18 protein-coding genes are annotated in these 22,396 nt (G+C 43.3%); 12 read left to right on the top strand and 6 right to left on the bottom strand.

Annotated elements, in window-relative coordinates:
- Nucleotides 1–432: 432 nt before the first annotated feature.
- From NTX44_00685 to NTX44_00675, 3 genes are all read right to left on the bottom strand, one after another.
- Nucleotides 433–1,380, bottom strand: a complete 948-nt coding sequence (locus NTX44_00685; GenBank protein ID MCX6120123.1) for a DUF1259 domain-containing protein — start codon at nt 1,378–1,380, stop codon at nt 433–435.
- 41 nt (nt 1,381–1,421) lie between these two features.
- Entirely contained in the window at nt 1,422–1,967 is a 546-nt protein-coding gene (locus NTX44_00680) for a superoxide dismutase family protein (protein MCX6120122.1), read from the bottom strand.
- 95 nt (nt 1,968–2,062) lie between these two features.
- The gene (locus NTX44_00675) at nt 2,063–2,722 is read right to left on the bottom strand and encodes a T9SS type A sorting domain-containing protein (protein ID MCX6120121.1); all 660 of its coding nucleotides are present in this window, start codon (nt 2,720–2,722) and stop codon (nt 2,063–2,065) included.
- Between the two features lie 371 nt (nt 2,723–3,093).
- Here NTX44_00675 and NTX44_00670 point away from each other — a divergent pair, with 371 nt between their 5' ends.
- From NTX44_00670 to NTX44_00660, 3 genes are all read left to right on the top strand, one after another.
- Entirely contained in the window at nt 3,094–3,849 is a 756-nt protein-coding gene (locus NTX44_00670) for a hypothetical protein (GenBank protein MCX6120120.1), read from the top strand.
- A gap of 15 nt (nt 3,850–3,864) precedes the next feature.
- Nucleotides 3,865–4,311 (top strand): DoxX family protein, encoded by a 447-nt coding sequence (locus NTX44_00665; protein MCX6120119.1) that lies wholly within the window; start codon nt 3,865–3,867, stop codon nt 4,309–4,311.
- Nucleotides 4,312–5,027: 716 nt separating this feature from the next.
- Nucleotides 5,028–6,194 (top strand): response regulator, encoded by a 1,167-nt coding sequence (locus NTX44_00660; GenBank protein ID MCX6120118.1) that lies wholly within the window; start codon nt 5,028–5,030, stop codon nt 6,192–6,194.
- A gap of 204 nt (nt 6,195–6,398) precedes the next feature.
- Here the strand turns inward: NTX44_00660 and NTX44_00655 are convergent, their stop codons facing one another.
- Both NTX44_00655 and NTX44_00650 read right to left on the bottom strand, forming a co-directional pair.
- Entirely contained in the window at nt 6,399–7,811 is a 1,413-nt protein-coding gene (locus tag NTX44_00655; GenBank protein MCX6120117.1) for an AAA family ATPase, read from the bottom strand.
- A gap of 279 nt (nt 7,812–8,090) precedes the next feature.
- On the bottom strand, nt 8,091–9,314 hold the full coding sequence (locus tag NTX44_00650) for an NHL repeat-containing protein (protein MCX6120116.1): 1,224 nt from the start codon (nt 9,312–9,314) through the stop codon (nt 8,091–8,093).
- Between the two features lie 385 nt (nt 9,315–9,699).
- Here NTX44_00650 and NTX44_00645 point away from each other — a divergent pair, with 385 nt between their 5' ends.
- Both NTX44_00645 and NTX44_00640 read left to right on the top strand, forming a co-directional pair.
- Complete coding sequence (locus tag NTX44_00645) at nt 9,700–10,509, top strand: DUF4097 family beta strand repeat-containing protein (GenBank protein MCX6120115.1); 810 nt, start codon at nt 9,700–9,702, stop codon at nt 10,507–10,509.
- Nucleotides 10,510–10,950: 441 nt separating this feature from the next.
- Nucleotides 10,951–12,585 (top strand): hypothetical protein, encoded by a 1,635-nt coding sequence (locus NTX44_00640; GenBank protein MCX6120114.1) that lies wholly within the window; start codon nt 10,951–10,953, stop codon nt 12,583–12,585.
- A 331-nt stretch (nt 12,586–12,916) separates the two neighbouring features.
- Here the strand turns inward: NTX44_00640 and NTX44_00635 are convergent, their stop codons facing one another.
- Nucleotides 12,917–13,285, bottom strand: a complete 369-nt coding sequence (locus NTX44_00635; protein MCX6120113.1) for a transposase — start codon at nt 13,283–13,285, stop codon at nt 12,917–12,919.
- Between the two features lie 1,255 nt (nt 13,286–14,540).
- Here NTX44_00635 and NTX44_00630 point away from each other — a divergent pair.
- The 7 genes from NTX44_00630 to NTX44_00600 all read left to right on the top strand — a co-directional run bounded on the left by NTX44_00630 (nt 14,541) and on the right by NTX44_00600 (nt 22,331).
- A complete protein-coding gene (locus tag NTX44_00630; protein MCX6120112.1) occupies nt 14,541–15,248 on the top strand; it encodes a hypothetical protein in 708 nt (235 codons plus the stop codon).
- Between the two features lie 138 nt (nt 15,249–15,386).
- On the top strand, nt 15,387–15,821 hold the full coding sequence (locus NTX44_00625) for a D-Ala-D-Ala carboxypeptidase family metallohydrolase (protein ID MCX6120111.1): 435 nt from the start codon (nt 15,387–15,389) through the stop codon (nt 15,819–15,821).
- 751 nt (nt 15,822–16,572) lie between these two features.
- Nucleotides 16,573–17,805 carry a hypothetical protein gene (locus NTX44_00620; protein ID MCX6120110.1) on the top strand — a complete coding sequence of 411 codons (1,233 nt, stop codon included), beginning with the start codon at nt 16,573–16,575 and terminating at the stop codon, nt 17,803–17,805.
- 111 nt (nt 17,806–17,916) lie between these two features.
- Nucleotides 17,917–18,312, top strand: coding sequence for a hypothetical protein (locus NTX44_00615; GenBank protein MCX6120109.1), 396 nt, complete (start codon nt 17,917–17,919; stop codon nt 18,310–18,312).
- Nucleotides 18,309–20,120 carry a hypothetical protein gene (locus NTX44_00610; GenBank protein MCX6120108.1) on the top strand — a complete coding sequence of 604 codons (1,812 nt, stop codon included), beginning with the start codon at nt 18,309–18,311 and terminating at the stop codon, nt 20,118–20,120. The genes NTX44_00615 and NTX44_00610 overlap by 4 nt, the downstream gene beginning before the upstream one ends.
- A gap of 6 nt (nt 20,121–20,126) precedes the next feature.
- Nucleotides 20,127–20,303 (top strand): hypothetical protein, encoded by a 177-nt coding sequence (locus tag NTX44_00605; protein ID MCX6120107.1) that lies wholly within the window; start codon nt 20,127–20,129, stop codon nt 20,301–20,303.
- 570 nt (nt 20,304–20,873) lie between these two features.
- Complete coding sequence (locus NTX44_00600; protein MCX6120106.1) at nt 20,874–22,331, top strand: tetratricopeptide repeat protein; 1,458 nt, start codon at nt 20,874–20,876, stop codon at nt 22,329–22,331.
- The last annotated feature ends 65 nt before the right edge of the window (nt 22,332–22,396 follow it).

The following is a 22,396-nucleotide window of genomic DNA, read 5'->3' as shown; positions in this document are numbered from 1 at the left end:
CTCCAACCTCCGCCGAGAGTTCTTAGAATCTTAAGGACGGCATCAGACTTACTATCAACCCTATCAATATTTAATAAAAGAGTTGTCGTGAGATCACAACCTTCCGATGGAATTCCTTTCAGTAGCTCTCGCCCTTTTTCAGACTGGAGTATTCCGAAACGAAATATATCATTCTTATCATGTCCAATGATAAATCGAACAAACCAATTGCAAAGATTACACATGCCGTCAAATAAAATAATAGGATGTGATGAAGTTCTTTGCTGCATGCTGTTCTTGGTCATATTTAATAATTCCACTTGAATCTCAGCCTGCCCCGACCATCACGACATAAGAGTGTCTCAACACTATTTTCTTTTCTTCATCCATGTCCGGACATCTTTCTCCTCCTTTCCGCTGCTATGGATCAGAGCAGAGGTCTTGACTTAGAGATTAATGATGCATTGTCATGCCGCCAGTTCCTTTGCCGAGTTTATCAAGAGCAGCCCGAAAGCCGATTGCCAACTTATCGGCAGGCCCAACTCCCCAATAATGGAGAAAGATAATCATGGGATTGGTTCCAGTCATATGGTGATGAATCGCAACAACATCTAAACCGTTTTTGCGTAGAGTTTTTAATACAGAAGTCACTTCGTCTTCAAGCATGGCAATGTCTCCTGCGATTGCAGCTTTTTCATCTGTACCGATAAACGCAGCCCAGGTGTTCAAACCCATCCGTGCATTGATAACAGCGCCCATTTCTTTTACTTGAATATCATCGCGTCCAATGACAATCTTGTACGTCACTCCTGTTCGAACTCCTTTATGGCCGATGATATGATTCAATTTGTCTGTGTTCAATTTTCCTTCAATGATTTCACCAACGTTTTTCTTTATCGTCGATGTACCTGTTTGACCTGCTATATGTCCGATGAGAGCCAATGCAGGTTTGACTTTCTTTGCAATATCTATTGCCCTTCCGTGACCGTGAACGTGCATGAAGAATATTCGCGGCTCCTCCCAGAAGAAATGATTGTGGAGTGCTGTGACTTCGAGATCGTTATCCAGAAGCGCAGACATCACAGGGTTTACTTCGTCCTGTAAAAGAACCAGATCACCCATCATCACATCATTCCCGCTGTCTCCTTTGGTCATCGCTAACCACCCGCCAAAACCAAATGGTGTGGGAGCCGCGACAGCGCTTACTGTTACGGTCAGATCATTTCGTGGGATGTTTACTTTAAACACACCATCCTGATAATCTCCTTGTCTACCGAGAAACACGAGGATGTTTTGGTACTCATCCGGCATTTGCTGGGAACGACCAACGGAGAATAAAAGTGCAACACAAGATGCGAATATGCATAATCGAAAATATCTCTGCATGAGAGTAATCTTCATATATATCTCCATATCTTACAGGATATCAGCGGCTCGTACACTCATTTCGCTATTCCAACGACACCATATGCGATTCTCGCTCCTGCGTTTCCGGTTGGCTGCGTTTTGAAATCATCCTCTTTTTCATGGATGATAACGGCATGTCCGATGATTGAATTCGGGCCGTTAAGTTTTATAACCGGATCAATATAATCGAGATGTACGTTCCCTTGTTCATCTGCTTTAATATTTCCCATATCACCTGCATGACGGTTTGCACTCATCGGCATGCTGTGAGGCATTCCTGTCGGATTGAAATGCCCGCCTGCTGAACTCCCATCTTCGGAACTGATATCACCGAATTCATGAATGTGAAATCCATGCGTTCCAGGTTTTAAACCGATAAGATTTGCAACAACGCGGACTCCTTTTTCTCCTGCCTCAAATGTCACGACGCCGTGTACAGAATTTCCTTTTGTAGCTGTCACCACAGCAATTGCCCGCTTGACCATCGATTTCTCATGCATCATATGATCTTTTTGAGCAATCAGGAATTGTGTGCTAATAAAGAATAATGCAAGGGTGATTGGGATAATTTTGTTTTTCATACTTCCTCCTTTATGAAATGGTAAATTTTTAACTGCCATCGAAATCAGAAAATTCTTTGCTCTCAGTTCTATATTTTCGATTAGTTGTATTGATACTATTTAAGCAAAACAAGTTTCTTGGTCTCTGTAAATGTACCCGCCTGTAACCTATACAAGTACACTCCGCTCGGTATCGATGCAGCATTCCAAATTTTTGAGTAACTGCCGGCATCCATATTTTCATTCAGGATCGTTGCCACTTCTTGTCCTATCAGGTTGTACACCTTTATAGAAACCGAGGTTTGAAAAGGAAGATCAAACGATATCATTGTTGTCGGGTTAAATGGGTTCGGAAAATTCTGGTTGAGTCTGAAAACATCAGGTCGTAAAGAATTCTGATTATTATCAACACCGGTGATTGTGGCCGCATTGAATAATCCGGTCATTCCCAAACTTGCATGGAAATCGCATTGATAGAGATACGTGCCCGCAATTGCAACAGGATAGGAAAATACAGTTCCAGATGCCTGATGGAAACTCAGAGCGCCAGCGGGAACGCTCGTTGAACTTAACGGATGGAAACTAAAACTACCTTCCCATTCTATCGTGTCACCTACGGAAACATTCATTGAACTTGGTGAATAGGTTTCACCAAACGAACCCCCGAATTGGATGACGTGTGTGGTGGCATGCGCAGTAGTTGCTGCTGCGAGAAAAACGATGGCACATACAATCGAAGCCGTTTTTCGGAATATTGTCATTAATTGTGTTTGCATTATATACTCTCCTTATGTGATTTGATTATAAGTTACAGCTTAATTATTCCCTCATTATGATTGTGGTAAAGAAAGACGTTCAGGTACGATAATTTTGTTATTGGAGACAAATTCTTTTTAGCGTCTACACGATATCTATCTGCTTAAAAGAGTGCCGCCCGGTTCTTGCCACAATCTGATTACCTCTTAAATTTTATAACATTTTAAAAATATACAACGTTCCCATCATAAGTATAGATGAAAATATGATTCATGTTCACATCACAATTATAGTGCTGCCATCCCGGATGGCAATCTTTTCCTTAATGAATAGTTGATTTTACTGGTTTCATCGAGGAACGTTATAGGTGCGATTATTTGTTCAGAGATATATGAAAAAGATGTTTCCCAGATTTTATTTGTATAACGCTCTACGCATCGTCATTCTTTTTTCGCTTACATCTAATTCAATGTTCGCAGGTCCGCCTTTTAAAACCGACGATCCGCAACCTGTCGACTATCTTCATTGGGAGTTTTATATAGCATCGGCACAACAATTTATGAGGCATGAAAGCGACGCTACATGTCCGCACATCGAAATTAACTATGGCGCCATCCCCGATGTTCAACTGCATATCGTTGCCCCGCTGGGATATGTCCATACACCTGAAGGAACTCATTACGGGTACTCCGATACGGAGGTTGGCATAAAATACAGATTTGTCGAAGAGACGGAAATGATGCCCCAGATAGGTGTTTTCCCTTTGGTTGAAATTCCGACAGGGAATGAAAGCAAACAATTAGGAAACGGCAAAGTCCAGGCGTACATCCCGCTATGGATGCAAAAGAGCTGGGGAAAACTAACGACCTATGGCGGAGGCGGAGTTTGGTACAATCCCGGACCTGATCGAAAGAACTGGGGATTTGCCGGGTGGGAAATTCAATATGATATCTCTGAGGTTCTTACGCTGGGAGGAGAGATCAATTATCAAACCGCTGAAACTCAGGACACAGAATCGAGCACGGGTTTCAATCTCGGCGGATACGTCAATGTAAATGAACACCACCATATTTTATTTTCTTTAGGCCGTACCCTCACAGGCGAAACTGCATTTACCGGATATATCGGTTACCAACTTACAATCTAATGGAGAATGAGCGTTATGGATAAATTAAGGATAGTTCAAAAATTTTTTAAATCAATCATACTCATCAGATTCATGGTTGCGTGTGTATTCCTTTCCGAAGGAATCCAAAAGTTTTTATTTTCAGACTCGCTTGGAGTAGGACGCTTCATCAAAATCGGAATACCATTCCCGGGAATTATGGCACCCTTTGTAGGTGTTGTGGAGATTGTATGCGGCGCACTCATACTTCTGGGTTTGTTCACACGGCTTGCTGCTCTTCCCCTCATCATCGATATGCTCGTTGCAATTTCGATAACGAAAATTCCCATCTTGCTCGAAAAAGGATTCTGGGCAATGGCGCATGAGGCCCGCACTGATTGGTCAATGATACTTGGCTTGCTCTTTCTGCTGATTGTTGGTTCAGGCCGATGGTCGCTGGATAATGTTCGTACTCGAACCGATAAAAATCAGAATTCACAATAGTGAAAGAGATTACATCCCCTTCAACTATACATCATCTCAGAACTTCCACATCAGATGTTGAAACTTTGATACAGACACTCGAGAATATAAACCGGGAAAATAAATCGGCTGTAATGACAATCACTGAGGATGGTTAATTTTATTCCATGAGAAAACTTCATTTCTTCATAAACTCTACGACTAGGCCTATAATAACAGAAAAAACTTAAATTAATTCGGTAAAGAGTCGCTGCGTCACAATATGTGACCCTAGATTATGAAGAATAATGATTCTTCTTGACAAAGAGGTCTCTTTACGCTCTAAAGAAAGTGATGAATAAATTTCAACTCTGTTTGATGATCCTGTTTGTTCGGATATAATATTTCGGGTACCGACGACAGGAGTTCTGAAATTCTCACATGTGAAAGCGCGTGTCCATTTTTATGAGCGTAGAATTTCACAACAGTAATTATTTTCTTGTTGAGTCGGATGCGATAAACCGCGTCTTAACATTTCTACAATTATCAATTAAACGATTTTCGTTCCGAAATTTAATAATGAGTGGTCTAGTTTTTTTGCCGTTATGCCCATTTTATCACTCTCCCGGCATGACAGGAAAGTTTATTATTCGGAACGGATATTGTGGTATTAATAGAGAGAAATGGTGATAGTAGCTCGAAGAATCAAATGAATAATTACAGCCGCTTGCAAATGAATGGTCTGAAGGATTGAGATAATGGCCGGCCAAAAAATACCCACGAAAAAATCACAGACGCCGCATGAACCAACACCACGCGATGATGCCAAGAAAATTGTAAGTGAAATCCTAAAACGAGCTGATCTCTTGATTCACAAGGGTGAGCTCGACCACGCACAATTAGAGATTACGAAAGCAAAAGCAGTAGATCCGCGCAACATGTATGTACTGGCATTGGAAGAACGCATCTCTATCCTCAAGGCAGAAATAGTTCAACCCGAAGAACCACCGCATAACGAAAAATCAATTCCGCCTCCTGTGATCGAAATGATTGCCAAAACAGAACCTCAAATTCCGCAAATGCCGGTTCCGCAGTCAGCGGCTCCCCCAATGACACCGTCACAACTATCCGCTGTCCCCGCAAATGCACCGCAGGAAAAACAGGAAGATTGCATGTTTGATCGATCTGCTAATTTGGAATCCTATCGGCAGGCTTTGAACCATGCATGGTTCGACGGGGCATTAACAGGATACGAAGAACAACAATTGAACGAATTACGGACGGTCTATGGCATTACGAAAGCTGAACATGAGCGCATGGAAAAGAGCGTGAAACTTGAATGCTATAAAAATGCATTGCTCCTTCGTCAGCTGGGTGACGACTCGATGACGTCGTCGAATACAGAGTTTAGTACCGAGCTGCAATGTACTTTCCAAATCTCCGACGCGGAACATCTTTATATTCAGACACAATTGATGAATACCATACAGCAGAAACAACGGGACAAGATTCTCGTTATCGACGACGATACGCGGGTATTAGAGTTGTTTGCAGCATCGTTGGAAGACAGCGGATTTGAGGTTATCGCCCTCCCTACATCTGATGAAGCGTATGCGCTTCTCCGTATATACATCCCAGATTTAATCTTGTGTGATATCAATTTAGAAACTTCTACGATGGGCGGATTTACGTTCTACGAAAAAGTACAGGGATTAAAAAACGTTCAAAGCATTCCGTTCATTTTCTTAACAGGACTTACAGATGAAGCTCTTGTTCGAACCGGTAAAGAACTCGGCGTGGATGATTATCTCATGAAACCGATTTCCGAACCAACGCTGGTTTCGGCGCTGCGTGGCAAATTGAAACGGTTTAGACAACTCAATAAAATAATGTCTGCTCCTCTGTCTGCGACAGCGGCAGCATGATTGGTTTAATGTAATTGCATGGATATTTCGCAGCGCAGGCAGGGGAATGCTCATTCTTCGAAACCGATTGGTTTCTTTAGGCTCCGAAGAAAGTGACGAGTTGAACTGGATAAAGCCGGATTTTAAAATGCCCCTTCGTCCGCCGAAGGGCCGATCTTTGGTGTGTTCGGAATTTCACGAATGAAATAACAAACGCGTTCGCTGTTAGTCGAATTCCACTACCGAGTGAAAACTTCGCACTCTCTCATCAAGAATGATATCCGAATATTTAAATGGCATCTTGAGATGAAGTCCTGCAAACGACCTGCATCGGCTGAGGGCGACGTATGCCTGCCCATGTGCAAATGCCCCTCGTCCTAAATCGATTATAACGTTGTCGAAGGTCTTTCCCTGACTCTTGTGGATTGTCATTGCCCAGGCAAGTTTTATGGGATATTGCCGGAAAGCACCATTCACGACAGGTTCAATGCTTCCGTTCTCCCGATCGTACTCATAGTCCAATTTTTCCCAAGTAGACGGCTCGATAGTGTGTAAAGCTCCGCCAAAAGAAACTTCAATGGTCTCATCCGTAAGTTGATGAATGACACCTAGTGTTCCGTTCACCCAACGTTTGTTCGGATCATTCTTCACCATCATCACCTGGGCGCCTTTCTTCAATTTAAGCGTCTTGTCGGTCGGATAGGACTTCTCATCAAAATCACCGTCGATGATAGAATCAAAAACATATTCACGTGTCGGGAGCGCAGAGAGTTTGTGAAGGTTGATTCCCGAAGCAAGAGCATTCGTGCTGGTGAGAGTAATAGCGAGATCGTGCCGGCCAACTTCCAGCGAAGGATTGTATCGTTCATTGATCTTCTTGAGATCAGATTGTTGAACGGTGTTATTGCGTACTTTATTGAGCAGCCCGATAAAATCAGGATCGCTCTGACGGAACACTTTCTGCAGTTCAATTTTTTGGAGACGGACTTCGTTGAACACGTGTGCACTAAAGAAGAAAGGCGTTTCATAAAAATCGCTATAATATTCGGCAAGGTCTTCATCCACGATCGGTGGCAGCTGGAATAAATCGCCAATGAGGACCACTTGAACACCTCCGAACGGTTCATGCGGCCGATTGCGATTGAGCCGGAGCGACTGATCGACGGCATCCATCATATCTGCCCGAACCATCGAGACCTCATCGATGACGAGGGTTTCAAGAGCAGCAAACAGTTTTCCTTTGTCTCGGATCTTTTTAATATCCGCCTTAGTAATGAGATGGAGCGGGAAACGAAAGAAGGAATGAAGCGTCGAGCCGCCGATATTGATAGCAGCGATGCCCGTCGGTGCAAGCACAACGGTTTTCTTTTTTGTATTCTCCTTGAAATAATGGAGAAGTGTCGACTTACCGGTTCCGGCATTGCCCGTGATATAGAAGTGATGACCGGTGTGTTCAATGCGATCGAATGTGTCGGAGAATTCCTGCGTTAATTGAAAATCAGGAGGTATACCCGCCACTGAAACTGATAAGATTTTTTTCTTGCTCTTTCGCGCCGATATGTCGTGAGATTTTGTGGACTTGGTTGGTTTGGGGACAGGACCGACCGGTTCTGCTACAGGTTTTTTGCGGTTCTTCATAGAGCAAGATACCGAAGAAAGACAGTAATTACTATTTTTGCAGTGCGTCAATTACATCATTGGTTGGTGATGTCAGGAATTTCTTCCTGACATTCAATCGTATCGGTCAGGACGTAAGTCCTGACCACACTAAACTGATACATTACCCTATTCTCTCCTCACGTTCTTGGGGTGAGGTGACTCCATACTCTTCGTTTTCTGCAGATAGTTTGCCTATCATTTTATCTTCACTAAACCATTCCCTATACAGCTTTGTGGAATGCAGAATAGCGACGTCTGTTATGGTACCAAACTGCTCCTTGCCTGAAATCTCAGCACCCTGGAATTGGAATAACATGTCAGGAACAGTTTTCCGGTGGAGCTTTGCACCGCAACGCCGTACGGCTGCCCGATATTATCTATGGCTGCGCCGGTAACGCTGGAGCTGGTAAAATCTTTTTTTCCGATCACCGCGTCTGCGGAGGCACCGTTCTGTTTGGCAGGTGCGTTGTAGAAAATCAGCAGACGATTTAATGCACCGTCGGCGACATACAGATTCTTTGCATCATCCACAGCAAGAGCATATGGAAAATAGATTGCAGCGGCGGTTACCGAGCTCGGCGTTGAACCGCTGTTAAAATTCGCTTTGCCGAGCACGATATCTGCTGGAGCGCCGTTCGCTTTTGACGCTGCATTCAGGAAGATCAGCACGCGACTGTTACCGCGCTCTCCCACGTACAGGTTGCCGGCGTTATCCACGGCAAGTGAGGTGGGGTTGGACATTTTAGTTGCAGTGGAGTCTTTACTGTTTGTGAAGAAACCGGGCTGACCTAGCACACCGTCCGCATTTGCGCCGTTTGCTTTAGCGGCGGCGTTGTTGAAGCGAAGCACGCGGTGGTTTGACCCGTCCGCAACGTACAGGTTTCCCGATGCGTCCACGGCGACACCGTTTGGCGAAAAGAATCCGCTTTGTGTGGTATGAAACCCATTGGAGACGAAGTCCGGCTGCCCCAGCACGCCGTCGGCGGATGCGCCGTTCGGTTTGGCAGCGGCGTTGTTGAAGCGGAGTACCCGCTGGTTCGCCTGGTCGAGCACGAACAGATTTCCAGAAGGATCGAGCGCAACAGACGTAGGAGTTTGAAAACCGCTAGCGGAGGGAGTGTTTCCGCCCGCAGAGTCATTCCACACGCGGCTCGTAAAATTATGCTGGCCCAAAACGCCGTCGGCAGGTGCCCCGCTGGCTTTAGTTGCTGCGTTGTCGAATCGCAAGACACGATGCGCCCGCTGATCGACGACGAATAACGCACCGCTTCCACTGACCGCCAATCCCCACGGACCGGGGATAGTTGTTTGACTGACCACATCGTTGCCACCTGCGGAAAACGTCGTCTGTCCGAACACTGCATCTGCGGTCTGCCCGATATCCCACGGTGGTACTGCCGCTTGCAGTTGTGTCGGTGCATCGTCTTTTTTACAGCCGGCAAATAAAAGGCCTATTGCGATAATAACCAGTACATTTTTCATTCACGCCTCCTCATATTATTTGTTATGTGGTTTGAAGTACCGTTCACCAGGACTTCATTTCTTGTCAATTGTATCGAGTAAGATCAATACACCTCAAACGTTATTCGAGGACTGCAAGTTCCGGAGTACATCAAGAAGATTAATTCATTCCCGTCTCGATTGATTTTATCAATCGGGATAAGTCCGTGGCGCATTTTGCGCCACGAGATCGCGACCGCGACTGCCATATGGCAGTCGGGCAAAGTCGGACGGAAATCCAAAATAGCCCACTACCCTATTCTCTCCCGAACTCCTGAGTTCTGGTTTGTGTTCCATTCATTCCCCGCAACCTCAGCGAGAATTTCCCGTATGCAATAACAACATTCCAATCAAAACGGAGGAAATCATGCGACTGCCTTTACTCATAACAATTCTCTTGTCGGTATTAATTTCAACTGCGATATCCCAATCTTCCCGGGAGATCAATAAAACCATGCCGCTCAAATCGGACGGACAACTCGTCATCGATACGTACAAAGGAACCATTACGGTCACCACTCATGACAAACCGCAGGTTGAGGTGAACGTGAAGATAGAATCGGATGATGCGGACTCACGTGATGCTGCCCAGGATGTAGAGGACACAGAAATTGAATTTCGCGGCACCAGCAGCGAAGTGACGATCCATACCGACTATCGAAATGTGGAGCGAAACAATAGTCACGATTTCTGGGATTGGCTCACCGACCCGCACGAGATATCGAATTCCCTTCCGTTAGTACATTACACAATCAAGATGCCTCGCACGGCGAAGCTGAGGATCAAAGATTACAAATCGGAATCACACATCGAAGGATTGACCTCCTACCTGACACTGAACACGTATAAAGGTACCGTGGAAGTATTAAATCTCAGCGGGGGAATCGATTTAGAAACATACAAAGGCGATGTGCATATTTCTTTTGCAGCGTTGAAGAACGACAGTCATTTCGAGACGTACAAAGGAAAGATTGCCGTAAACATCCCAAAGCAAACCGGATTTGAATTGCAGACAGATTTCGAAAAGCGTGTACATTTTAGCACCGACTTCGATGTGGAAACTCGCGAGCGCGATAGAAAACACCAGCAGTATGACTACTTCGGAAAAATCAACGGCGGAGGTCCGGCGCTTGAGTTTAACAGCGATAAGGGGGATATTCGTTTACACTCTAAGTAATGTGCAACCAATTGATCCTAATAGGGACGCACATCTGTGCGTCCCTACCCCTCTCTTAGCCTATTCTAATCTTATTCGAGATTATACTCGTCCACCGTTCCTAATGGCAAAACTCCCTTACAACTTGAGACCACCTCTCCGACCGCTCTCAGCGATCGGAGAGGTAATGATTGTGTCCAATAATTTCATCCTGATTTGAAGCAGAGCTTCCTCCACTTATGTTTCCAAACGCCTGCCCACCGATCTTAATGGTGGGGAGTTTGGGAATGAAGAAAAATTTTTAGGACTGCGGGAAAATCTGCATGCTTTTTTGTATCTTGTTCGTTAATCAAATACGGAAATTCTGACGTACTCAAGAAATCAAAAAGCTGGAACAACAAATAGAAATATTCGATTTGATATTCTAATTAACTAATCATCAACACTCTAAAGAATTATCGTATGAAAAGCATGATGAAATACTTGTTTATTTTTTCCCTCATCATCGTCGGTTTTTCACTGGCGAAAGAAAAAGAAGCTACCAGGGTTGAATTAAAAAACGGATACTATTACATAGACGGCAAAAAGACATTTGTTAATGCAATTGGATATGAGATCGGTGCCAGACCGGGAGAATTTCCAAAAGAGAATAGAAAATCCCAGCTTGCCAGGATGAAAAGCGATTTTGAAGTCATTAAAAAAGGAGGATTTAATGCAGTCAGGACCTGGGACCCGCTTTTTAAAGACGAACTTGAATTGGCCCAGCAAAGCGGCATGAAAGTCATCATGGGCATAGGGATGAAACCCGAATGGAACTTCGCAGACCAGAAGATTATTGCAAGAACCGATTCTCTCGTTGAGAGTATCCTCTCTTACTCGAAGAATTTCGATTGCATCATTACATACCTTGTCATCAACGAGCCTATGCCTCAACATATACACGACGTAGGCGCACAGGCCACTGTCGATCTTTGGAAAAGGATTATCAATAAAATCCATGAAAAACATCCCGGCGTTCCTGTTACCATGTCAGGCAATACGGCTATTACAGAGTATCTTGATATGAACATCTTCGATGTCTATGGTTACAATGCGTATGACTATGGCGATGGCGCGATTTATACTCATGGCTTTGCGAATGCAAATATTTTCCTTCAGAAAATGAATGGCCGGAATAAGCCTTTGTTACTGACTGAGTTTGGATATTCCGTATCGCGACTGGGCTATGGAAAATACGGCGGTAATTCGCTTGACGACCAAAGAGACGCGTTGATACGATATTACAGAAACCTGCTCGATGCAGGCGTGGCTGGCGTTTGTCCTTTTTATTATGCCGACGGATGGTGGAAAGGCGGTCATCCATCCGTTCACGACGATACACCTGAAGAATGGTTCGGCTACTGGGGGTATAGCGATCTTAAAGACACCATTGGCCATCCTCGTCCTGTCTGGTATGCCCTCACGACGTACAATAAAGCGCTTATTGCTTCTCCAAGAAACCAGACTTTCTATAAGAATGAAATACCCATTGAATTGTTCTGTCAGAATGATATTGCGAAAATAAAAATTGTTTATCACGATAAAATAATTTACGAAGGCAAACCTAACAGCGATGGCTATATCTCTGACAATATATCATTTGCGGGAGACCCGTTGAAAGATCGTGAACTGGTTTTCGAGTGCTATGATAAAAACGATAACCTTATCAAAGTTGAAACAATTATTGTTCTTACCGGAAAAGATGAAATACAATGGCCTACTCTGGATATCAAGACCGGCATAAAAGATTTGAATGAAAGTGAAAATATAAAAATAGAATTATCCTTAAAAAACGGCGCGATCTTCACACTCGGCAATGAAGTGAGAGATGCGTTTTCGCATCACAAAGGTTGGGAGCCGGGACCACAAAGGAGTATAACCATTGATCCCGCGAAAAAAGAACAAACCGTTACAGATTCATACACCATTCCTCGGGAGAGCCTTATCCTAGCAATTTATGCCGGGGCGGATATACGGTACGGTAAGTTCAAGAAAACTATTTACAACCAGAAATTTATTTATCGCGGCACGTGGGCCGATCCTATCAGGGTGAAGTGATGTTCGAAAGACCTTCTACTTTTTAGTCCGTGGTGCTTTTAGCGCCGCGAGATCTCGATCCGATTTCAATTGAGACCCCGGCTGCCGCCGGCAGTCGGGCAAAGTCGGACGGGAATCCAAAATAGCCCACTACCGATTTGTATATTGGTTTTACAATTCACTTATTTTATTGAATATTGACCTCGCTCCCAAGCTCTGCTTGGGAGCGTTGATGATGGAAGCTCTGCTTCCATCATTCTTTACCAATCTGTCTGTACATTAACCAAGCCTTGTTCACCGTTATAATTTCGTGCACTGGTCCCGCAGTACGGGATCCCGCTCTTTTAATATTTTATTGATGCGGGAAATAACGCCAATCCCTGGCTTCATCGACATATCCACGCCGTACCGGGTTATTATGTATATACTCGACCTTCTTATGCATCATCTCATCGCTTGCAATCTCTTCCGGGTGACTTCCTTCCTGCCAGAGTTGATAATCACTTTTTGTTTTATGGCTTAATTTGTGATATCTCAACTTTTGAAGAATAACAGTATTATTACGCTCAGTAAAGTAATCAAGAATTGCGCGAGCGGTGTACGATTTGAATGCTCGGATCGCTTCACTCAAGCTATCACAACGGACTATAATATGAAGGTGATTCTCCATGAGAACATATGCATTGAGTGTTGCATTTTTTCTTTTTGAAGATAACGCAATGAATCTAGAACTATTTCTGCCACATCCGGATTAGCAAAGATTGGTAACCAAACCACTATGGTCATCGTGAGAAAATGTGAATAGTCTGAGTTGTATATTTTATGTCGACTACGCCCCATTAGTAGCTTCCTTTATTCGAAGCTGAGCTTCGACCCCTTCCCGTTCCCAACAAGATGTTGGGAACGAGGAGAATACTCCACAGATTTTAATAGCGAAACTCCCTCACAACTTGAGACCACCTCTCCGACCGCTCTCAGCGATCGGAAAGGTAATGATTGTGTCCAATCACTTCATCCTGATTTGAAGCAGAGCTTCTTCCACTTATGTTTCCAAACAGAATTTGGGAACGAGATAATTTGTTTCCTTTTCAGTTCAGGAGTGCAACTCCATCACAACTTGAGACCACCTCTCCGACCGCTCTCAGCGATCGGAGAGGTAATGATTTAAAAAACACGCGTTTGCGTGATTGCGGATTAAATATAGAATTATTAGAGTACAGCCGCGTTTAGATACCATATATCCCCCAACACAAGAAATTCTTATTAGAAACCAAGACATACAAGGTTCAAGTCTCTGAATTGACAGTTTGATAAAGTGCAAAGTCTATTTGACTATGTATAATGACAGACTCATACAGCGAATTAACCATTTGTGCAGAAGTATAGCTGTGCGCTATTCCTGAAATGATTAATGATGAAAAGGAAATTCCATCTGATAACGATGAGAAGGTTTTTTACACTTGTGAAAAGTAGATTGACATCGGCGAAAAGCAGTTTGACGTTGGCGGGAAGACATCTGACATCTGCGGGAAGTCATGCAACGGTGCCGAAAAGCAGTCTGACAATCGTGCGGAGTACTTTGACGAAAAAGAAATGTCAGGTGACGATGACGAAAAGACAGTTTACACTGCCGGGAAGCTGTCTGACGTTGTAGTAATTTCAAAAGCTGAACAAGAAAAGTACTTAGACAGTTGCGAAAAGTAGTTTGACATTGACGAAAAGCAGTTTGACACTGGCGAAAAGCAGTATGACATTAGCGAAAAGTAGTTTGACACTTGCGAAAAGTAGTTTGGCGGAAAAGAAATGCCGAATAAAGTAAGAAAAAAGCTATTTGTGTAATCATTGAAGATTTTTCTCTTTTCAGTTATTAAGATTCTACTGGTAAAAACACTCTTGAGATGAAAAGAAAATTCGTGAAGGGACACGGATTTCACTATCACCATCATCCCTATACAAACTTTTTCTGTGGAGGATATATGAACAAGAAACTTGAAAACAGACTCACCATGTACGAAGGAGTCTGGACGCTTTTCGGTAAAAACGCCGAAATCGTGAACTCCATACCGATGCTCAAGAGTTCGGTAGAGGAATTTGGTACAACTCTGGCAGCTATACATCTGAAGTCGTCGGAGGTAAACACTGCCACGACAGGCAAGGCAGCGATGAAGTATCAGGCGGAAGATGACATGATTACATTATTGTTGCCCGTCGCTGCAGGTTTGTTTGTGTATGCAAAAAAGCAAGGTAATGTGGAGTTAATGGAAAAAGCACGCATCACTGAAAATGTGTTGAGGAAGATACGAGATACGGACCTTGCGGGCAAAGCGGAGACTATCGCGACGCTTGCTGAAGCTAATGTGCAAAATCTCGTTTCTGCTGTAATAACACAGCAGATGATTACCGATCTGAAAGCCAAAGTTGGAGCATATCGTACAGCTCTTGGTGTGCGGGAACGAAGCGTCGCAGAACGTATGGGCGCTCGAACAACAATGGAAGATCACTTCTATAAAATGGATGATATATTGGAAGAAGAAATCGATCCTGCGATGGAACTCATACGCGCATCGAATACTCAATTTTACAATGAATATTTTGTTTTACGAGTAGTGAAGTATACCGGAATTCGGCACAGGCCGGAACCAGTACCTGCACCGGCGCCAGCGGCGCAGCCAACAGCAAAGTAAAAATCAACCCCCTATCGTCCCCCTCGTGAATGAGGGGGACAAATTTTTTCGCGGTTAGGCAGATTCGATACTACCTCTCCGACCGCTAAAAGCGATCGGAGAGGTTTGAAACAATTAATATGCGAATGGAGAAATTCTATGATACTTACAAAGCATTTTACTTTAGAGGAAATGATAGTTTCCGAATACGCAGCACGAAATGGAATTAAAAACACTCCCTCTGAAGCAGCAACACAAAACCTGACTTTATTATGCCGGAAGGTACTCGAACCATTACGGATGATTGTGCAAAAGCCAATTATTATTATGAGTGGATATAGATCAAAGAAGGTCAACGCGGCAATTGGTGGTTCTTCCACTTCCCAGCATATGAAGGGACAAGCAGCCGACTTTATTGTTATCGGGATGACAATTGAAGAAGTATTTAAAATCGTAGCTGGACAATTCCCATACGACCAGTTAATACAAGAATTTGGTCAGTGGGTCCATGTGAGTTATAAAGAGCCAATGCGTAACGAGAAGTTATTGGCAAAACGTGTCAATGGGAAAACGAAGTACGAGACGATTGCGTAAGAGGATGTTTTGAATATTGTTGCAAGCTAACGCTTGCATTATTCTCAGGCCTCCGGCTGTCATTCCCGAATGTTTCAATCGGGAATCTTGATAAGGGCTTAAATAAGATTCCCACTAACATGCAGTGGGAATGACATAGCCCTGTTTGTCATTCCCCAATGTTTCTATGGGGAATCTTGCTGAGGTCTTGAATAAGATTCCCACTAACATGCAGTGGGAATGACATAGCCCTTTTTGTCATTCCCCAATGTCTCTATGGGGAATCTTGATGAGGGCTTGAATAAGATTCCCGCTTATAAAAAGGAAAAAGCTTTTTTTACTCAATTTCTATTTAACAATAATGGTTACAGGCAACTTGTAATAATACGACAGAATATAAAAAGATATACTTTTATACTTAAGTATAGAATTGGGTTTATGATATAACACATTAGAAAAACGAACGAACAGATAGAAAAAAATATAGACTATAGACATAGTAAAACCAAGAAATATATCATTTGGATCGTTTGAATTGTTTTTGGAGTTCTGAATAGATTTTCTAACGTAAAATAAATCCAAACTCGCACGGCAGGGATGGCTCATGAAGCGGGTAATGAAAATATCAGTTGTAGTAAGAACTTAGAAGCCTTTGGCGAGTATAGCGCACACTCACCAGAGGTTTTTTGCTTTCAAGGATGAATGGTGGGAATAACTTGAATATTGGCTTTTCATCGGAATTCAATGACTCAACAAATAATGGAGGTGACAGATGGAACAAACTAAAGAACCTACATCCGTCCAGGATTCGAATGATGAAAAAAATCAGAAGGGATTAAAAAAGGCATGGAGTAAGCTCAAAAAGGGTCTCCACGATCTCTGGTCCTGTGTGCATCGCTTCTTGTTTATAGATTGGATGTACAATATAGAAGCAGAGCAGGCATACCGGAAACTCAAAAGCGAGTTCACTGTTCTCTCTTCCATTGTTCAGGACAGGTCGCAAAAGACGGCAGAAGATCATGACGCTCTGGAGGAAATAAAAACGCTTATTGCGGAAGCCGACTCATTGAAGCATTACACGGATCTGTGGCCGTTTATCAATAACATCAAACTTCAAATGACCCACCTTTTGGATACAAACGACCTCATATCCCGGTTACACATTGCGCAAAATAATCTTTACTTGCTGGATGCAAGTGATAAAAAGCAATGGGAGGATGTTCTGGCTCAATTCAAACAAGACAGCACTCCGTCGACCAACATCACGCCGAGCATCAATACTGCATATCTTCGCAGCACCCTGTATGCCTTAACTACCAAGCTACAAGAGGCACGGCGGTTGAATTATCTTACTATCGATATGAAACGAGCGCTCATCAAACGTATTCTTGTTATCACGATCCTGATTGGCGCTGTGTCCACCCTGTTTGCCTTCTATCTTGTTCATGATCCATTGGTAATCTATGCGGTCGCTTTTGGCATACTCGGCGGGTTTGTTAGTAAGATGTTATCTCTCGATAAATTGGAGTTCAAGCCTTCGGCCTTCTCGCTGGTGGCGCTCTATACTTACATCCAGCCCCTCTTCGGCGGCCTCGGAGCGCTAATCCTGTATATTATTCTTATATCGCCCATAGGCCCGCAGGTCTTTTTTAATAGTGAAACATTCTATCTCTCCAAAGCCGAAACAAAACAGTATGTAATTTCAAAATTGATGACCAGTGAAGTTGATTCTGTAATGTTCAAACGAATGGATTCATTACGGGTCGATTCAACTCAGACTTTGCGGAAATCTATTCCTTACAAGCAGCGGTATGCGCTGATTTCAGATACCAGCCAGATCTATAACTTCATTCCTCAATATCCTAAACCAAGTCTCTTCTTGCTATTGGCATTTCTTGCCGGATTCTCGGAGCGCTGGTTATTGGGAACCCTCGAGACGATAGTGGGGAAGAAACTACAGCAACAGGCTCAGGCTGAAAAAGGAACACCTAACGAACAAAAATAATAGAATGGATGCTCAGGGAAGTGTCGGGAGGGAACTCCCGACACCACTGGGAAATGACAGTGGGTGGACTTTTAATGATAAAATTCAACAAACATAAAGGAGGATAGTACCATGGCTCTTAACAAAACGACAATTATTCCAACCGACAACCTCGATCTTGCACGGCAGCAATTCAAAACAATTGTGTGCGGCAAAAAAGACTTAATTATAGTCGTACTTGGAAATGATGCAATATCTGATAAAGCAGCGGATTGTGCAGACACTCGCGCTTCTGTTATTATTGCCGGAATCGAACGCAAGGTGGTTTGGATTAAAGATCGATCCGCCCTAGCTGATGAAATAAAGAAACTCAAAGCAGGAACAGTAGATATTTCAAAGGAAGATTTAGCAACTATTGCGGCTTTTTCTGTTTCACTGGATGCCACTACGATGGATATTGTACGCGTTGACGACATAATTAATTTCCTTCGTATGGAATCTGCTTTTGAGGAGGCTGGAACAGCATGATTACCCGGATGATTCTCTCAAAAACATTTGTCCACTCCTTACTCGCATTCTTCTGTTTCGTGGCGACTGCATTAGGACAGGTTCTCTCCATTCAGGAGATTGACCGCCAGGGAGAGCGGATACAAATTGATTTTGCGAAGATAGCATACCCTATCGTGGACATCAACAGTACACTGAGCATAACGATCAATACGGATGCAGTAAGAAAGACGGCGGCGAGAAACAAAACGATAAAGCCGCCCGTTGATCCAAAACAGCTTGATGCAATTGCACAGATATTGAGAGAAGAAAGCAAAATCCTCGGTGTCATCGGACCCTGCACGGGAACATATGAGCAATGCCGAAACGATCTTAGAATGTTTTCCAAGGGCATGCTTAAATTATTAATGTTTATCCAAAGCCAAAAAACACTCGCGGCACAGGTTGACAGTGTCCTTGGACTTAGGAACATTCCATCCGGATCGGAATACAAAATGGTATTTGCACTTGTGCGGAATGAAGTCAGCAAAGCAGGCATGGAAATTAAAAATTCTGCAGACAACGACCACGTCTATTTTCGTTTAGGCGGCTGGATCCGTGATCAAAGCGGCAATCTTCGACCTATTCACATACCGCAGTTCGATACGTACGCCGATGGAAGTTTTTATGAAGTTCCGCGGTTCGTAACACCCACTCCGGAAGAACTACGCAAACAGTATTCCGATGCCGCTGATGCAGCAAACGAATACAATAAAAACGGAAGTACTGCTCTGGACGGACTTACCACCCGTTTAAACACATTGCGGGATACTATACAAACCAGTCTTCTTTCGTTGAATGGTGCTTTAAAAAATACGGTAGATCTTGCGCCGGACATTGAGATCGCAAAGCAAGATGTAAAACCCTTTCTGGATAAATTGAGCAAGCTTGTTAAGGAAGCGGACGACCTCGAAAAATTAGTGACGGCAATAATTCATTCATCGAATGCTCTCCAAGCAAGCATTGCATCAATCGAACCAATATTATCCCTTCTGCAAAAAATGCGTGAAGATGCAAAAGAACTCGTTGATCTTTTTGATCCAACTTTAAAAAAGCTGCAGAAACTAGTGCAAGCTGTAAAAAAATCTGAGCTCGACAGCCTGATTGCTATATCCTCAAAATACATTGCATCTTTTTCAGCAATTGCCGGTGATAATACCATGATCACCACGGTTCAGCAGTGGATACAGATGGATGTTCCAAAGCAAACTGAAGTGAACCTAGAATTTGGCGAACAGGTAAAACAATTATTGATCGAGGACATTCCTGAATCTACAGAAGTGGATTTGCGCTATACCGGACAGCGCTCTGCGGGAGATGAGGTTTATTTTAAAGCTTCTCTTGAGGATGGAGCAGAATCTAAAACAGGTTCTTCAAAATCGACCGAACTTGAAAGAATAACTCTCACAATGTTTCAAGTTGAGGCACACGCGAAACTTTCCGCCGGAGTTGTATTTCTTAGTCCGTTTGATAAATCTCAAGTGAGCTTAACAAAGCAGTTTCAGGCAGCGCCGTCTTATAATGTCATGGTTAAATGGGGATCACGAAGTTCCTATGCATACAATACATTCTGGAGCGTAGGATTTGGAGTAAATATCGCGGCGCCAGATTTTAATTTAGACAGCACTCCTGAAATAGGTCTGGGAGTAGTTGCTTCAACGGCGATAGATTATTTCCAGATTGGTGTAGGTCGAAACTTTGGAGTAGAGACGTGGTATTGGTTTTTCGGCTTACAACTTCCAGTGGGAACAATTGTAAATCCTAGTGTGTCTTTGCCGGAGAGCAAGTGAAAATAAATGAATGGCTTGTTCGGGGAATCCCTTTTCCCCACAAAGCCGGACAAAGAGAAGTTGATTAAACTTATGCAAATTGTCAAAGGCGCGGAAGATGGTAATATTAAGCAAAAGAATTTGATTGATAATATTTCTTCTCTTGCAGGCACGGTATTAACACTGGTTGGAAAACTTGCATAAAGAACCACTCTTCATGAGGAATTGACAATCTTTGTCGCTAAGGAGAAACGTTACGCGTTTCTTTATTATACGCTCCGACAGCGCGTTAGCCTCCCTATACCTCGGCGTTTTGTAGTACATCGGGGATTTATTATAAATAAGGCTCACTTCTAAATTGTAGCAAGCTAACGCTTGCTTCATACTCAGGCCTCCGGCGGCCTCCGGCTGTGTCAGGCGCTGTTATTTTTGATAAGACATGCTTTGTCTATTTCGATACAGTCGAAACGAGATCGCGACGTAGCCTAAAGGGATTGACAACATTACCGGATCGTTGTTGACTACTATTTCAAACTTGATTTTGTATGAAGAAAGGAAGATATTTGAGCCGAGCAAAGTGCTGAGTAAAGCTTGAGCCTTGTACTCCCCCCATTACTGCGAATGGCGTTCCAGGAATTTCGAAGATCTGGCAAGCCTTAGCACCTTACCGAATGTAAAAATATACTTCACCATTCTTATGGCTAAGAGTTAACCCTGGAATAACCCAGGCGTCACGCATTTCTCCACTTTTTAACTAAATATTCGGAGGGTACAATGAGAGCACTCATGTCATTGACATTGGTTGTGATGCTTGCCATTGGAATCACCGGTTGTACGAAGAAAGCTGATGATGGAAAGATTCCAATAACAACAGCATCTAATGAAGCAAAAAAGGAATTCATGGAAGGACGAGACCTTGCAGAGAAAGCTCTTCTCGCAAATTCAATCCAGCACTTCGATAAAGCTATCGCACTCGATTCGGGATTTGCTTTGGCATATCTGAATCGTGCAATTGCCTCGTTAATACCAAAAGATTTCCATTTCTATTTAATGAAAGCAGTTGCATTGAAAGAGCAATGCACAGAAGGAGAACGCCTCCTGATTCTTTCTACCGAAGCAGGCCGCAGTGCAAACACAGTCAAGCAAAAAGAGTACTTGGATAAACTCATCACACTCTATCCAAACGACGAACGTGTACATTTGCGCCTCGGTTTGTACTACCAGGGCCAGCAAGAGTACAGGCCGGCAATCGAGCATTTTAAAAAAGCGATCGAGATTGAGCCGAAATCTTCGCCAGCATATAATTATCTCGGGTATGCATACCGTCAAATCGAAAACTATTCGGAGGCCGAGAATGCTTTTAAGAAATATATTGAACTCATTCCCAATGAACCGAATCCTTACGACTCGTACGCCGAGCTGTTGTTGAAGATGGGACGATTTGATGAATCCATTGCAAATTATCAAAAAGCACTGAAGGTGGACCAAACCTTTTTTAATGCCCGTATCGGTATTGCAGCGAATTATATGTATAAAGGGGAATATGAGAACGGATCCGCGGAATTGAAGAAGCTTTCTGATATGGCACACAACGACGGTGAACGGGGACAAATGCTTTTCTCACAAACGGTATTGTATGTTGATGCAGGCAAGATGGATATGGCACTGCTGGAATTGAAAAAACTGAATATGCTGGATGAAAAGGCAAATGATGTTACCGGTCTGGCTGATGATTTCGGTATTAAGGGTGCCATTCTTCTGGATATGGGCAAGTATAACGATGCACTTACTGCATACGAAAAATCGGAACAGTTGATTGCTTCATCCGATCTCTCTCAGAAACTCAAAGAAAATGCCCAACTTACTCTTCATTTCAATCGTGCAGCAGTAGCGCTGGAAATAAAAGACTTGAAGAAAGCAAAAGCAGAGACAGAGGAAGTTCGTAAAACTGCGGAAGCAAACAAGAATTTAAATCAATTAATGCGGGGACATCAACTTACCGGGAGTATTGCATTCGCTGAAAAGGAGTACGAGAAGGCTGTTTCAGAATTATTGCAGACGAACCAGCAAAACCCTCGTAACTTATACCGGCTTGCACTTGCCTATCAAGCGATGGGGGATAAAGTGAAGGCGAAAGAATTCTGCAAGAAAGCAGCAAAGTTCAATAGTATGCCTGGGTTGGAATATGCCTTTATCCGCATGAAGGCAGAGAAATTATTATCGACGATGTAAACCACTAAGACAACGAACTACTTTTCCGGGCGGCGGAGAATCTTATCCACCGCCCAATTTTATAA

It is taken from the genome of Ignavibacteriales bacterium (genome assembly GCA_026390575.1).
In the GTDB taxonomy this organism is placed as follows: domain Bacteria; phylum Bacteroidota; class Ignavibacteria; order UBA10030; family UBA10030; genus Fen-1298.
This window is presented reverse-complemented; position numbering and strand designations above follow the sequence as displayed.